The sequence below is a fragment of the Chthonomonas sp. genome (assembly GCA_016788115.1).
Lineage (GTDB): Bacteria > Armatimonadota > Fimbriimonadia > Fimbriimonadales > Fimbriimonadaceae > UBA2391.
In genome coordinates, this window is record JAEURR010000003.1 from 459,135 (window position 1) to 473,224 (window position 14,090).

General features: G+C 60.4%; 15 protein-coding genes and 1 rRNA gene. 9 read left to right on the plus strand and 7 right to left on the minus strand.

Features of this window, described 5'->3' with window-relative positions:
- Positions 1–25 precede the first annotated feature (25 nt).
- From nadC to nadA, 4 genes are read right to left on the minus strand one after another with little or no spacing between them, the layout of a single operon-like run.
- Entirely contained in the window at positions 26–871 is an 846-nt protein-coding gene (gene nadC / locus JNM85_02355; protein MBL8086897.1) for a carboxylating nicotinate-nucleotide diphosphorylase, read from the minus strand.
- 33 nt (positions 872–904) lie between these two features.
- A complete protein-coding gene (locus JNM85_02360) occupies positions 905–1,933 on the minus strand; it encodes a LacI family DNA-binding transcriptional regulator (protein ID MBL8086898.1) in 1,029 nt (342 codons plus the stop codon).
- 53 nt (positions 1,934–1,986) lie between these two features.
- Complete coding sequence (locus JNM85_02365) at positions 1,987–3,549, minus strand: L-aspartate oxidase (GenBank protein MBL8086899.1); 1,563 nt, start codon at positions 3,547–3,549, stop codon at positions 1,987–1,989.
- Positions 3,549–4,532: a quinolinate synthase NadA gene (gene nadA, locus JNM85_02370; GenBank protein ID MBL8086900.1), complete on the minus strand. Its 984-nt coding sequence runs from the start codon at positions 4,530–4,532 to the stop codon at positions 3,549–3,551. The genes JNM85_02365 and nadA overlap by 1 nt, the downstream gene beginning before the upstream one ends.
- A 75-nt stretch (positions 4,533–4,607) precedes the next feature.
- On the opposite strand from nadA, the gene JNM85_02375 reads away from it, so the two are divergent.
- Entirely contained in the window at positions 4,608–5,336 is a 729-nt protein-coding gene (locus JNM85_02375; GenBank protein MBL8086901.1) for a superoxide dismutase, read from the plus strand.
- 38 nt (positions 5,337–5,374) lie between these two features.
- Here the strand turns inward: JNM85_02375 and JNM85_02380 are convergent, their stop codons facing one another.
- Positions 5,375–6,805 carry a hypothetical protein gene (locus JNM85_02380; GenBank protein MBL8086902.1) on the minus strand — a complete coding sequence of 477 codons (1,431 nt, stop codon included), beginning with the start codon at positions 6,803–6,805 and terminating at the stop codon, positions 5,375–5,377.
- Positions 6,806–6,875: 70 nt separating this feature from the next.
- Here JNM85_02380 and JNM85_02385 point away from each other — a divergent pair, with 70 nt between their 5' ends.
- The 7 genes from JNM85_02385 (at position 6,876) to JNM85_02415 (ending at position 12,241) form a co-directional block, all read left to right on the plus strand.
- On the plus strand, positions 6,876–7,889 hold the full coding sequence (locus JNM85_02385; GenBank protein ID MBL8086903.1) for an NAD(P)/FAD-dependent oxidoreductase: 1,014 nt from the start codon (positions 6,876–6,878) through the stop codon (positions 7,887–7,889).
- A gap of 4 nt (positions 7,890–7,893) precedes the next feature.
- On the plus strand, positions 7,894–8,487 hold the full coding sequence (locus tag JNM85_02390; protein ID MBL8086904.1) for a DNA-3-methyladenine glycosylase: 594 nt from the start codon (positions 7,894–7,896) through the stop codon (positions 8,485–8,487).
- A 36-nt stretch (positions 8,488–8,523) separates the two neighbouring features.
- Positions 8,524–9,060: a hypothetical protein gene (locus JNM85_02395; GenBank protein ID MBL8086905.1), complete on the plus strand. Its 537-nt coding sequence runs from the start codon at positions 8,524–8,526 to the stop codon at positions 9,058–9,060.
- 8 nt (positions 9,061–9,068) lie between these two features.
- A complete protein-coding gene (gene hflX / locus JNM85_02400) occupies positions 9,069–10,334 on the plus strand; it encodes a GTPase HflX (GenBank protein ID MBL8086906.1) in 1,266 nt (421 codons plus the stop codon).
- 65 nt (positions 10,335–10,399) lie between these two features.
- Positions 10,400–11,206, plus strand: a complete 807-nt coding sequence (locus tag JNM85_02405) for a helix-turn-helix domain-containing protein (GenBank protein ID MBL8086907.1) — start codon at positions 10,400–10,402, stop codon at positions 11,204–11,206.
- The gene (locus JNM85_02410) at positions 11,203–11,700 is read left to right on the plus strand and encodes a hypothetical protein (protein ID MBL8086908.1); all 498 of its coding nucleotides are present in this window, start codon (positions 11,203–11,205) and stop codon (positions 11,698–11,700) included. Before JNM85_02405 ends, JNM85_02410 begins: the two co-directional genes overlap by 4 nt.
- Positions 11,690–12,241 carry a DUF4287 domain-containing protein gene (locus JNM85_02415; GenBank protein ID MBL8086909.1) on the plus strand — a complete coding sequence of 184 codons (552 nt, stop codon included), beginning with the start codon at positions 11,690–11,692 and terminating at the stop codon, positions 12,239–12,241. The genes JNM85_02410 and JNM85_02415 overlap by 11 nt, the downstream gene beginning before the upstream one ends.
- 127 nt (positions 12,242–12,368) lie before the next feature.
- On the opposite strand, the gene JNM85_02420 is transcribed toward JNM85_02415, so the two are convergent.
- The gene (locus JNM85_02420) at positions 12,369–12,698 is read right to left on the minus strand and encodes a hypothetical protein (protein MBL8086910.1); all 330 of its coding nucleotides are present in this window, start codon (positions 12,696–12,698) and stop codon (positions 12,369–12,371) included.
- 91 nt (positions 12,699–12,789) lie between these two features.
- On the opposite strand from JNM85_02420, the gene JNM85_02425 reads away from it, so the two are divergent.
- Entirely contained in the window at positions 12,790–13,773 is a 984-nt protein-coding gene (locus JNM85_02425) for a hypothetical protein (protein MBL8086911.1), read from the plus strand.
- Positions 13,774–13,954: 181 nt separating this feature from the next.
- On the opposite strand, the gene JNM85_02430 is transcribed toward JNM85_02425, so the two are convergent.
- A 16S ribosomal RNA gene (locus JNM85_02430) occupies positions 13,955–14,090 on the minus strand; the annotation flags it as partial.

Sequence of the window (14,090 nt, forward strand, 5' to 3'; positions counted from 1 at the left end):
GTGTACCCGAAGCTCGCCGAACGCGTCAGGTGCTCAGGTCAAGGCTCACGTCGAGATTGGGGGCACTGTGGGTGATCCAACCGACCGAGATGAGATCGACCCCCGTCTCAGCGTAAGCTCGCACGGTTTCAAGGGTGATGCCCCCGCTCGCCTCCAGCACGACCTTCCCTGCGGCAATTCGAACACACTCGGTGACTTCGGCGGGGCTCATGTTGTCGAGCATGATGACGTCAGCCCCGCCATCAAGCGCCTGTTGGAGCTGCGGGACGTCGTCCACCTCAATCTCAATCTTCACCAGGTGTCCTGCGCGCTTGCGGGCCGCGTCGAGCGCAGGGCGAATCCCGCCCGCCGCAATTCGGTGGTTGTCTTTGATGAGCACCGCGTCGTACAGACCGAACCGGTGGTTCATGCCTCCGCCGCACCGCACCGCGAACTTCTCCAACGCGCGAAGGGTCGGCGCCGTCTTTCGGGTGCAAACGATGCGCGCTCGTGTCCCGTGAATCCGATCCACGAGTGCACGCGTCGTCGTTGCAATGCCGCTCAGGTGCCCAAGGAAGTTCAGCGCGGTGCGCTCCGCAGCAAGAATGGAGGCAGTCGCACCATGGACCTGCATCAACTCTTCGCCCGCTCGGACGGTTGCTCCTTCGCCGACTTCGGTGGTCAACTTCAGTGTGGGATCGACTTGGCGGAAGACCTCGGCCGCAATACAGAGTCCGGCGACGACGCCCGCTTTGCGCGCCACGATACTTCCCACCGACTGCGAGCCTGCGGGCAGGCATGCGGCACTGGTCAGATCACCCGCTTGGCCCAAGTCCTCGGCCAAAGCGGCCTTCACCAAATCACGGAAGTGAGCGGGGTGGAGCGAGTCCATAGTCCTGTCTGAGTTTTACCCGGAGGGTCGACCCTAAACAGACCGAACGCGATCGATCAGGCACATTGGCAGCTCGACGATTCGCGATTCCAATTCTGGATTCTCGATCCGCTCCAGCATCCACATCCAAGCCTGCTTCACGATGACGTTCAGTTCGTTCTGGATGGTCGAGATCGGGACCGGAAAATCGGCAGACTCCGGATAGTCCCCCACGCCCCAGAGCTCGCAGTCCGCGGGGATGCTCACACCCGAAGACATCAATGCTCGCGCTGCTCCGATCGCCAGGTCGTCCGTGAATCCAAAGACGCAGTCAGGGGCGGGGTTCGAGGCGAGGTACTCGCGCATCACGCACTCCGCCGCCCAGGGCGATTCCGACGGAACCGGAAGGAGCACCGGCTCAAGCCCGAACTCCTCGACCGCGCGACAAAAACCCCGCCTTCTTCGTTCGCGGGGATAGTTCTCAGCAACCCACTTCACCGTCAGGTGGACCGGCCGATTCCGTCCTTTGGAGAGCATACGATGCACCGCATCGTATGCCGCTTCCTCCAGCTGCCAAGTGACCGAGTCACCATTCGAAACCAGCTCGTAGCCGAACACACAGATCGGGACGTGGTCGTTGCGATTGTCCTCGCGGTACGCCTCGATCGCCTTGCCAGCATCTATCGAGAAGATGCCATCGACGGGGTAACTGCCGGGGATCTTGCCCGTTTTCGTTAGCGCATCGCGCCCTCCAAGCCCATAGACCAGCACGTCATAGTTGGATTCGCGGGAGAGCTGGTAAATCTCGTTCAAGAAGCGCATGTAGGTCACGACCGGTCGGTCGATGGGCATCCACACCGCGAGCAGGTTCGACCGCCCGGTCTTCATCGCCTGGGCCTGGCGGTTCGGTTGGTAGTTCAGCTTGTCCGCCGCTTCACGGACCCGAGCTCGGGTCTCCTGCGAAATGCGAACAGTAACGTTGCCCGTCAGCACATGCGAGACGGTGGGGATTGAGACGCCAGCAAGCTCGGCCACATCCTGAAGGGTGGGCCGACGACGTGGGTTGGGTCGCAGCTCGCTCATAGTCGTTGAAGATCCCTAGCGCAAGTTAGGTGCTATTGTACTAGCCTTTGGACTCACTGCCCCGTTGGGATCAGATTTTGGCGGAACTCCACTCGCCAATCGCGCGCCTCCTCTTCCCAAATCACCCGGCTGTGACGCTTGAGCTGATGATCAATCTGCGGATAGTCGCTGCGGAAGTGAGCGCCCCTGCTCTCGCGCCGACCCAACGCCGATTCGGCCATCGCCCAGCAGATCCATGCACGGTGCCGCATCGCCCGCGGCTGGCTGCGGTCCTCATAGAGAGCGCGGAACTGATCGACACCAGACTGCAAGCCCGCGGCATCACGCACGAGGCCGACGTTCTGCCACATGGACTCGCGAAGCGGAAGCCACTGCCCGGCGTCGGGGACCTGGTCATCCACTGCGTGCAGCTCAGGGATTGCGGACTCTCGCCCCGACGCTCCAAGCACGCTCTCGGCGACCCGCTGACCGAAGACCACCGCTTCCAGTAGCGAGTTGCTGGCGAGCCGGTTCGCGCCGTGGACACCGGTCGAGCTGACCTCTCCACACGCCCACAACCCTTCGACCGTGGACCGGCCTTCGAGATCGACGGCGATTCCTCCCATGTGGTAGTGCGCCACCGGCACGATGGGGATCGGCTCGGTTCGCGGGTCCAGCCCCATCAACTGGCACCGGGCGAAGATGTTTGGGAACTGCTCGGGGAATCGCGCACCGACCGCCTCGCGCGCATCGAGATAGGGTTGGTCTCCCGATTGAAGCACCTGATACACGGCGCGGGCGACGAAATCTCGCGGAGCGAGTTCAGCGGCAGGGTGCTGGTCAGACATGAACCGCCTCCCCCCGCGATCGACCAGCTTGGCACCCGCACCGCGTAGCGCCTCGGTAATCAGTGGCAAGGGATCGGCGTCAGTCTTGAGCGCGGTCGGGTGGAATTGCACGAACTCCACGTCAGTGAGCACTGCGCCCGCCCGGGCTGCGAGCGCGAGTCCCTCGGCTGCTGCCTCGGGCGGATTGGTCGTGTAGCGATAGAGCTGGCCGCTTCCGCCGGTCGCCAAGATCAGGCGAGGGGTCTGCAGCAGGAGTTGCCCGCCGGGATGGCCCGCAACCAGCCCAGCCACGGCACCCTGCGCATCGACGATGATCTCCACCGCACGGGTGTGCTCCATCACCGTGATGCGGGTTGAGCGCTCCGTGGCGAGCGCCAGCGCCCGCATCAATTCCAACCCCGTGGCGTCTCGGTTCGCATGCAGCACGCGCGGGAACTGGTGTGCCGCCTCGCGAGCGAGGGCGAAGTTTCCGTCCGCATCGAGGTCAAATCGGGTGCCGATTTCGGCAAGAAACGCGACCGCCAATCGGGCCTCTTCCGTGAGGAGTTCGGCCACTTCAGGTTCAGTCAGACCCGCGCCGGCATTGATCGTGTCTTGCGCGTGTAGCCGTGGCGAGTCCGATGCGCCGACGGCAGCGGCGAGGCCGCCTTGCGCCCAAAAGCTGCTCGCGCCGGAGTGGAGGGTCGCTTTGGTGAGCAAGCAGACCCGCATAGGAGAGGACGCGAGCGCGGCGCAGATGCCAGCGATGCCGCTCCCCACGACCACGACATCGGCACTGACTGACTGCATCAGCTCAGGCGGACCTCAAGCATCCGGTCCAAGGCGCGCTGAGCCCGGACGCGGATACCCTCCTCGACTGAGATCTTGTGCTGCATTTTCTCCAGCGCTTCGACCACTGAATCGAGTGTGATCCGTTGCATGTGGGGGCACAGATTGCAAGGCCGTACGACTTGCAAGCCGGGGAACATGGCGGTGACGTTTGAACTCATTGAGCACTCGGTGATGAGCGCGATCTGAGTCAGCTTGCGCTCGCCAATGTGGCGAATCATCCCACTCGTTGAACCGGTGTAGTCCGCCGCCGCGATGACTTCCTCGGGGCATTCGGGGTGGACGAGCACTTCGATGCCCGGGTACCGGGCCTTCAGCTCGGCAATATCCTCGGCGGTGAACTTGACGTGCACCTCACAGGGGCCCTGCCAGAAGACGAACTCGACCTCGGGCATGTGCGAACGGACCCACTTGCCAAGGTACGGGTCGGGCAAGAAGATGACCTTGGATGCGCCTAGCGAGCGGACCACCTGGACGGCGTTCGAGGATGTGCAACAAATGTCCGATTCTGCCTTCACGTCGGCGTTTGTGTTGACGTAGGTCACGACCGGTGCGCCCGGGTGCTCGGCCCGGAGCCGTCGCACGTCCTCCGCGGTCAGACTGTCGGCCATGCTGCAGCCAGCTCGGAGATCGGGAAGCAGTACCGTCTTGCCGGGGTTAAGAATCTTGGACGTCTCGGCCATGAATCGCACGCCGCACATCACGATCACAGGCCTTTCCACCCGGGCCACCTCGCGTGCAAGCTGAAGACTGTCGCCGGTGATGTCCGCGATCGAAAAGTAGATCTGCGGGGACTGATAGGTGTGCGCGAGGACGGTCGCGTCGCGCTCATTCTTCAGTTCCAAGATACGCTCGACCTTGGGCATGTGGATCTCCCACTCTGCGCGCGGCACCACCGCTTGCATGCGAGCGTACACGGCATCGAGCGGGCGTAAGTTCGACATAGCCTCGGTTAGTGTACTAGGTGGCTCGACGGCCCGAACCATCCAGGCGGTAGCATCGTAGAAACACCAGGAACGATGGCCCCAGAACCCCCCGATTTGTCCCGCCGCGAATTTGTCGCAGGCACGCTTGCGTTGGGAGTTTCGGCGGTGACCCCTTCCCTGGCAGCTTTCAACTTTAAGGAGCAGAAGATCAAGATGGAACCCAAACTCGTAGCAGTACCCCAAGCGATCCCGGAGAAGGTCTACACGACCGAGCGTGTCGGCATCAGCCGCAAGACCCATGATGAGCACCTTAAGCTGTGGCAAGGCTATGCCAACAAGACCAACGAAATCCGCAAGGCACTTGCCGAGATGGAAGTCGATCCGACCAAGGCGAACCAGATCTTCAGCCAAATGCGCGCGCTCAAGGTCGATTACACGTTCGCCTACGAAGGCTACATCAATCACAACGTGTACTTCGACACGATCGGTGGATCGGGTGGCCCCGCGACCGGGAAGGTCGCCGAGCTGATCCTCGCGGCCTACGGCTCGTTTGACCACTGGGCGGCTGATCTGAAGGCGACCGCCATCGCGGGTCGCGGCTGGGTGTATCTGGCCTACGATCACGAAGAGGGTCGAGTTTTCAATTACATCGGCGACGCGCAAAACACTTTCCCCATCTGGAACCACACGCTACTGCTCGCGCTTGACGTCTACGAGCACGCCTACTACTTGGACTTCGGTACCGCCCGTGCCAAGTACATCGATGCCTACATGCAGGTTATCGACTGGGACGCCGTCAACGCCCGAGTCCCCGGCAAGTAATCGGACAAGGGTCGCGTGGAACCCCCTTCCGCGCGGCCCTAATCTCCCCCGCCGCCAAAATCGCCGCCCCCAAAGTCTCCGCCCCCAAAGTCGCCTCCTCCCCAATCGCCGCTGGAGCCACCGAAATCGGTCCCGCCGAGGTCGAATCCGCCGAAACTTCCGCTCTGGTCCAGGTCCGTGAGTGTCTGGTTATCAAGCGACGCCCCACCAGCCCAGCCCGGGTCGTATCCTGCTGTGTTCCCGAACGAGTGGTTGATCATGCCGACCGACCAGAACGGGTTGAACATGTGAGAAATGAGACTCAAGGTCATGAGGTCCCACACAAAGCCGCCTGAACCGTACATCGTGTGCGGGTTGTATCCGGAGGTCATGTACCAGGGAACGAACCGTCCTTGCGACACCTGCCCCCGCATTTGAGGTTCGAACCCACGCTCCATCTCTGCGCGATCGGCAGGACATGCGAGCACACTCCTGCGCTGGCCGTTCACATTGACGACCACCTGCGTCAGGTCGTTTTGGCCGGGCCGCGAGCAGAAGAAGCAGACGCCCTCGAAGGGCTGGAAAAGGGGGCTCGGCGTAGCGGTTGGGGTCGTATCGGTGACCTTGGGAGGGATCGTGAACGCGACTTTGGTACCTCCGGTCGCCGCTTCGATATGGGGTTTGCCCAGTTCGGCTTCCCGTGCAGCCGCTTCGAAGAGTTGGCCCGCGCGGCGCATCTCGTCGGCAGTCTTCGCGCCGTCCCGCAGCTCCCTGCCCTGCTCGTAGAGGCCCATAGCGCGCTCGCGATAGTCGCGAACCGCGGTTTGCTCTGGGCCGGGAGCGAGGAGGTCGGCGTAACTGTCGAGGTAGCCAATGGCATCCAGGGCCTTGTCCTGAGTCTGGCTAGCAGCCTCCCGAGCGAAAGCGATCCGGGCCTTGCGAGCCCCTACTATCGCGAGGCCCGCAACCGCAACTCCTCCCAACACAACCGCTGCAATCGAACCGCCAGCCGTCGTCCGTGCTTTCGCCTTTTGGGTTCCGGCAGCGTTCACCCGGCGGGCCAACCAGTCGATCGCGTCGGTGTAGTTATCGTTCTTCACGAACCCTCGGGCCTGATTATTGAGAGCGGCCAAAGATGCATCGCCTAGCCGATCCGAGTACGCGGTGATCCCCTGCTTGGTGAACACGATGAAGATCCCGTTGCGCATGTTCAACTGCTTCTCGAACGCGTAGATCGAGAAGGCCCCGCGCCTCTCCTCGCCCGATTGGACGCGCCACTTCGAACCGAGAGACGGGACTACGAGGATCTTCAAGTCCGTCGGTTTGAGGTCGGCGACGGTGCGCTCCAGCTTGGGTACATCGACAAACCGCTTGGCGGTCGGGTGCACGTAGATGCTGCCGCGAGAGAGCACGACCCAGGGGTCCGATTCTTGGGCCATAGCGGCTGTTGCAGCGACAATCAAGATCGCGAGTACGAACGTTCTGTTCATCCTTGTCTATTCTTACGCACTGCTCCCAAATCGCGTTGAGTCAGGTCCCGAACGGTACACTTTCCGGAGCGTGGATACGAGTTTGAACGAGCGAGTCGATGTGACGGTGATCGGTGGAGGGCCAGTAGGGCTCTTCGCGAGTTTCTATGCAGGACTCCGCGGGATGAGTGTCCGGATCATTGACAGCTTGCCCGACCTCGGCGGCCAACTCACCGCCCTGTACCCCGAGAAGTACGTCTACGATATGCCTGGCTTCCCCAAGGTTCTAGCCAAAGACCTCGCCGCATCACTCATCGCCCAGGGAACCCAGTTCCACCCGCACCTGGCGCTCTCAGAGACCGCAGAAACCCTGATCTCAGATAGCGCAGAGGGTTACACGATTCAGACAGCCAAAGGTGTGTCCCTGCCAACCCGGACGATCATCATCGCGGCGGGAAACGGCAGCTTTTCCCCGACGCGGATCGGCGTCGAGCGCGAGCTTGAGTTCGAGGCGACCGGGTGCGTGCACTACGGGGTGCGAGAGAAGGCGGTCTTCGCTGGAAAGAAACTGCTCATCGTGGGTGGCGGCGACTCAGCCTTTGACTGGGCGTTGAACTTGGTGGACGTGGCGGAGTCGATCCACCTGGTGCATCGACGCGACCAGTTCCGGGCGCACGAAGACACGGTCAAGCGTGTGCAGGCGACCCCGGTCCAGTTCAAGCTGTGGTACGTTGTGAAGGAACTGCGGGGCAACGGGAAACTCAGCCGCGTCCTGCTCGAAAATGTGCAATCCAAAGACACAGAAGAGGTCGATGCCGACTCGGTGGTCGTCAACATTGGATTTAAATCTTCGCTCGGGCCGCTTAAAGATTGGGGCCTTCAGATTGAGAAGAATCAGATCGTCGTGGACCACCACTTCCGGACAAACATCCCAGGCGTCTTCGCGGTCGGCGACGTGTGCAGTTTCGAGGGCAAGCTGAAGCTGATCGCGACCGGCGTCGGTGAAGCCGCCAGCGCGGTCTGTCAGGCCAAGACGATGATCGACCCGGCAGCAAAGCTCTTTCCGGGGCACAGCAGCGACATGGATCTCGGCGCGACGTCTTAGCACCATGGACTTGCGGGCGCTGCTGGAGAGCGATGTGCACGAGGGCGCGTTGGCACTGCTGGGGTGTGAGCTCTCGCTCGGACCGCTCCGCGCTCGCATCGTGGAAGTCGAGGCGTACCACCAGAGTGAACCCGGCTGCCATTCGTATCGCGGCATGACCCCGCGTACCCGAGTCATGTTCGGCGATGCGGGACGGGCCTACGTGTATTTCACTTATGGTCACCACTGGATGCTGAACCTAGTGGCAGGGCCAGTCGGTGAGGGCTCGGCCGTGCTGATACGAGCGGCCGAGCCGCTTGAAGGCATCGACACCATGCGGGATCGACGTCCCAAAGCGCGGTCTGATCGCGACCTCCTGAGCGGGCCCGGCAAGCTCTGCGCCGCCTTCGGCATCACGGCTCAGTACAACGATGCGCCCATGCTGTCCCCGGACTCTGAACTCCATATTGAACCTAAGGAGCGCGTTGCGGAGGTTCTCCATGGGGTCCGGATCGGACTTGCGGCCGGTAAGGGGGACGAGCTCCCCTGGCGGTACGTCGATGCGGCTGCCAAGCAGTGGATCAGCCGACCAGAAGTCCCACTTGCCCCCATGAATTGACGTGGATGCGGCCCGTTCAAGTAGACTCGATGGATCATGATCAAGCTGAATCTATCCGTTCTCTTCGTGGCCGCATTGGTCGTGTCCGCCCAAGCCGAGCTCCGCATCGGTCCCAAGGTCGGCGCGTTCCAACCCACCGCGAAGAAGACCCGCGACGCACTGGGGAGCACCTGGTTCGGATTCGGCTTTGGTCCTGTGGATACCCGTGGTTCCACTGAGCGATCCCAAATCGGATCCGACTTCCGAGTACTCACCCGCAACTCGCGCGGCAACCGATTTCTGATGATTTCGCCATCTTACGGACCCACGATTACCCTCGGAGACCCCAACTCGCAAGGCGCAGTGCCCTACGTCGCCTTCCGCGTTGGCCCCAGCTACTTCGACTACGGTATCGGCACTGGCGCGGCTCGCGTCAGCAAGAAGCGACTAGGCTACAACCTGAACATGGAGCTTGGGGCAACCCTCTCCAACGCAGGCCGACTTGCCCTTCGCTACGATCGTGTGTCCCGGTTCGATGGCTACAACTTTGACGGCCTGAGCTTGGAATTTATGTTCAGCATTGGCCGCTTCTAAAGGCCTGAATGCAAGAATCCAAAGACACAAGAACACAACTCAAAGAAACCGCATTTCTCGTCTTCGTCAACGACGACGAGAGTGACGATCTGTACGTCGAAGAAGAGCTCGCCGGACTGTGCGAGGCTGCTCATGTTGAGCCCGTCGGGACCCTGAGACAGCGCATTGGTCGTCCGACGAAAGCGACATTTCTCGGCTCAGGAAAGGTGAACGAGCTCGCGGCCCACGTCGTGGACTCGGGAGCGGATTACGTCCTGTTTGACTGCGAACTGTCGGGGATACAGTCGCGAAACTTACAAGAATCGCTCAAGCGAACGGTCATCGACCGAACGCAGCTGATCCTCGACATCTTCGCCTCGCGCGCCAGGTCGCGCGAGGGCCAACTGCAGGTCGAGCTTGCCCAGCTCAGCTACATGATGCCTCGGCTCATGAGCGTGTACACCAAGTTCGAACGGCAGAAGGGCGGCATCGGCATGCGCGGTCCCGGCGAAACCAAGCTGGAAACCGACCGCCGCATGGTACGTGACCGGATCGCAAGGCTCAAGCGAGAGATTGACGAGGTCCGGAAGCACCGCGACGCCCAGCGAGAGTCGCGGAGAAAGAATCCGTATCCGTTTGTCGCTATCGTTGGCTACACCAGCGCAGGCAAGTCGACGCTGATGAATCAGATGAGCGGCACCGAGCTCCTGGCCGACGCAATGCCCTTTGCAACCCTCGATCCGACCACACGGAAGGTCGACCTGGAGGACGGCTACTCCGTGTTCCTCACGGACACGGTCGGGTTCATCCGGAACTTGCCGACCCACCTGGTCGCGGCGTTTCGTTCGACGTTGGAGGAAGCGACCAACGCCGACGTGGTGCTCCACGTACTCGATGCCAGCCACCCCGAATGGGAGATGCAAGCCGATGCGGTGATGGAGACGCTGGGCATGCTTGGAGCGGCGGAGAAGCCAATGATCACGGTCTTGAACAAGATCGATCGGCTGGACCCCGCATCAGACGTGATGGAGCACCTAGGCGATCTGCCCCAGCCGGTCGCCATCTCGGCGCTCAAGGGCACGGGACTGGATCGACTGCATGCGGCGCTGCGCGAGCGCGTTCAGGAGTTTCTGGGCACCATTCGTGCGGTCGTCCCGTACGATCACAGCGTCTTGGTTGACGAGTGCTATCGGTACGGTCGCGTGCTCTCAGCCGACTACCAAGACGACGGCATCCACATCGAGGCAGAGGTCGTGGCCGAGCTCCGTTCGCGGCTCGCGCCCTACGTCGTCTGAGAGGTCCCTAGGTTTTCTCCGATATATGTGATATATTTATCACGTATATCGGAGAAGCTGGAACATTGGAAATCGTTTGGCGTGCGCTCTCGAGCCCTCATCGGCGGCAGATCCTAGATTTGCTGCGAGAGGGTCCGCTAACCACCAGCCAACTGACGCACTACTTGCCGGATCTGAGCCGCTTTGCGGTGATGCAACATCTGCAAGTGCTGGAGCAGGCGAACTTGGTCCTCCCGCGCAGGGAAGGCCGGCAACGCCTGAACTTCAGTAACGCGATCCCCATTCGCGAGGTGCTCGGTCGGTGGCTTAGTGAACACTCGGATGCAGCGGCTGAGACGGCCCTACACTTACGACGGTACGCAGAAACACCTACTAAGGAGAACGATGTGATGCACTCTGCAACAGTATCTACACCATTTCGATGCGTGAAGATCGAGATGGAAATGACGATCGACGCCTCGCCCGAGAGGGTCTACAACGCACTGGTCCACGAGATGGACAACTGGTGGCCGCACCGCTTCCGAGGTGACTCGACGGTTGTGGTCGATGCGCGGGTGGGCGGGATCATCGAAGAACAGTTCGTCGAGGGCGGCGGTGCCTTGTTCGGAACAATCGCCGAGCTGAGCCCTGGACGCCGGCTGGTAACGGTCTCGCCAAGCGTGATGAACTCCACGTATTCATCGCACAACGTTGAGACGTTTACCCTCCTCGAATCCGGCCAGTGCCTGTACGCCAAAAAACTGACGCTCTTTGGGGATGTGCCAGAAGAGCTCGAGAAGATGTTCCGGGATGGATCGAAGGCGCTGATGGAAGATGCGCTGCGCGGGTATCTTGCGTCCGGGAAGCAATATCAGAAGGAGGCAAGGTCATGAGCGCATCGCTCCTGTGCACGATGGCCGCGCTGCTGGTATCCGCTCCGACCGAGCTGCCCGCACTGACCTTGGCGCAAAAGATCGTCGGTACGTGGGAGAGCGAGGACCCACAGCTGAAGGTGCTGATGAGCGCGACGCTCGGTGACAACAAGCGCACCGTTCACTTTGTGACGACGGTTGGAGACCCCCAAAAGCCGATGATGCGCGCCAACTCGATGGTGGGACCAGACTCAAACGGAAAGGACGTCTTCTATCTGGACACCCACAACGAAAGCACGGTCTACTTCGGCAACGTCACGCTCGTCGAGGGGGCGCTCGTCTTCGATTTTCACGAGATGACGGGGACTCGGGGACGCTACCTGATCCGCGAACGGCTCATGAATCCCGATCAGCTACGGTCAACGTTCTATTCGGTGGGAGCCGACGGGAAGGAGTCGGCGCTGATGACGTTGAACCTGAGACGGCGCAAGGAGGCGAAGCCTCATGGATCTTGAACAGGCGGTGGAGACCCAACTCAAGAACATCGAGACCCGGACCGGCAAGAAGCTGGAGCAACTGGTGGCGATCATCAAGGTGAGCGGGCTGGAGAAGCACGGTCAGATCCGCGACTATCTCAAGTCGGAACTGGGCATGGGGCACGGCGATGCCAATACGCTGACCCACTATGCGCTGGAGTCCCGCTCTACCGCGCCGCTTGGTGATCCGCTGGACGAGATCTACATTGGGGCCAAAGCCGACCTGCGCCCAATCCACGAGGATTTGGTGGGACAGATCAGGCTGTTCGGGGAATTCGAGATTGCGCCGAAAAAGGGCTACGTGAGCTTGCGTCGCAAGAAGCAGTTCGCGATGATAGGCCCGGCGACGAAAACGGAAGTCGAGATCGGCCTGAACGCCAAAGGGCTTTCCGGTTCGGATCGACTGGTGACTTTGCCGCCCGGGGGCATGTGCAACTACAAGGTCCGGATCGCGGCGGTGGAGGCGATTGATGCGGAGCTTGTGGGTTGGCTGAGAGCAGCGTACGACTCGGCTGGGTAGGTTGAGCCTGGCTCCAAATGGGACAAGCCCCCTTGGTGCGAATCACCGGGGGGCTTGTTTGATCACCCTATTTTTCCAGTTCGAGCGGAGAGAGTTCTGACTGGCAGATCTCATCCCGCCGGAGCCATTAGCGCGGAGCTCTGGCTGCCTTCAGTTCCCAGCCCCACCATCCATAGCCATGCACGAACTGGGTGTCCGTCGCGGCGGATCCCCAACTGTAGCAGTCGTTGAACCGGATCTGGTAGTTGTGATTGACCGGCATTCCTTTGAATCGGATTTCAATGGAGCCATAAGTGTAGAACACGATGCTCCTTACCGGTCGGTTGTCCTGGTAGATCGTCGCAACGAAGTCGCTGCGGCCGGAATAGAATGTGCAATAGACGTCTCGGCAGTTTGCTGCCTCTGCGTCCCCACCCATGCTGAGCAGCACTGCTGCACCGAAGAGTAACTTTTTCATGATTTCCTCCGTGCTTTGATCGCACGCTTGTCATTGGAAGACCCGGTTGCCTTCACCTCGATTGTCTAAGATCGCTGGGAAGAGGCGCAACGTGAAAACTCCGTTGACTTTGGTCGAGCAAATGATGTATTCAAGCGCACCGATCGGAAACACTCGGGAAGAACTCAAACTATTCCTGTCGATGGCCAGCCATGCTAGCGGAGGGAAGTTCTCAGAGGCGGATGTCCGGGTCGGCTGGGATCGACTCTGGAGTCTGAATCAACCTGACTGCTGCCGCTTGGCCTACTGGGTCTCGGATGAGCAGACTGGTAACCGGGTCGCTTGCTTTGTATTGCTAAGCGTTTCCGAATCGCTATACCAAAATCACCTCTCCGAAATGAAGAGCCTGCATGATCTGGGTTCACTGGCACCGCTGGAAGATCGACATAGTGCACTGAATGAAGCGGAATGGAAGTCGATGCAGCATGGAACCGGTCTCGTGCTTTGGTTCCTGGCATTGTGCTGGAACGATCGCTGGGCAGAACCGGGCGATGCGTTTACCCACCTTCGACCCGTTGTCGTGAAGGCGGCGAGGGGGCTTAACCTCAGAAGTCTTGTGATGACCCCATTGAAGGCGCATTCGCTAAGATTGCTTCGGACCGAAAAACACATGATCTCTGGCTTAAGCGCTTGGGGTGCCTTGCGGGTTCTTCGCAGGACGTTGCAGCAGCAGTTTGCACTGGTTCGTATTGACAGAGAACGCGTCAAAAAGCCCGCCAGCAATTATTGGCTTCACGACATACTGTTTCGCGGGTACGACCGCATCGACACGTCGAACCTTATGCTGAAACCTAGGGAGCGAAGGCTTCTGGACGCGATTTACCATTGCGGCACCGACTTGGATCGAGTCGCTTTTTCCCTGGGCGTTACAAAGCGAACGGTCAAGGACCAGATCGGGACTCTGGCGAATGACCCATCTCTTACCGCGATGCTGAAAACCAGTGGAACGTCAGATTCGGAGCTAAGCTCCTTGACAAATGTTGAACTCCTGTCTCGGGTTGTCCAGGCGTTCCCATTTCTTCGATTTCCGTTCTGAGAGGCTGACGAACAAGTCACAGCGCACTAGATAGTAGTGTCCTGCTACAACAGCAAGACCCCAAGTGAAACTCACTTGGGGTCTTTATTGCTTGTTACAGCTTAAAAGCTCAATAAGGATGCGCGTCTTCCGACCTGGACATGGTGGAAATCCGGAATCCGGATTCCACGTACAAGTCCTTAAAGGAGGTGATCCACCCACACCTTCCGGTACGGGTACCTTGTTACGACTTAGTCCCCCTTACTCCCCTCACCTTCGGCCGCTCCCTCCTTACGGTTAGGCCACGGACTTCGGGTGAAGACAATTCAGGTGACTTG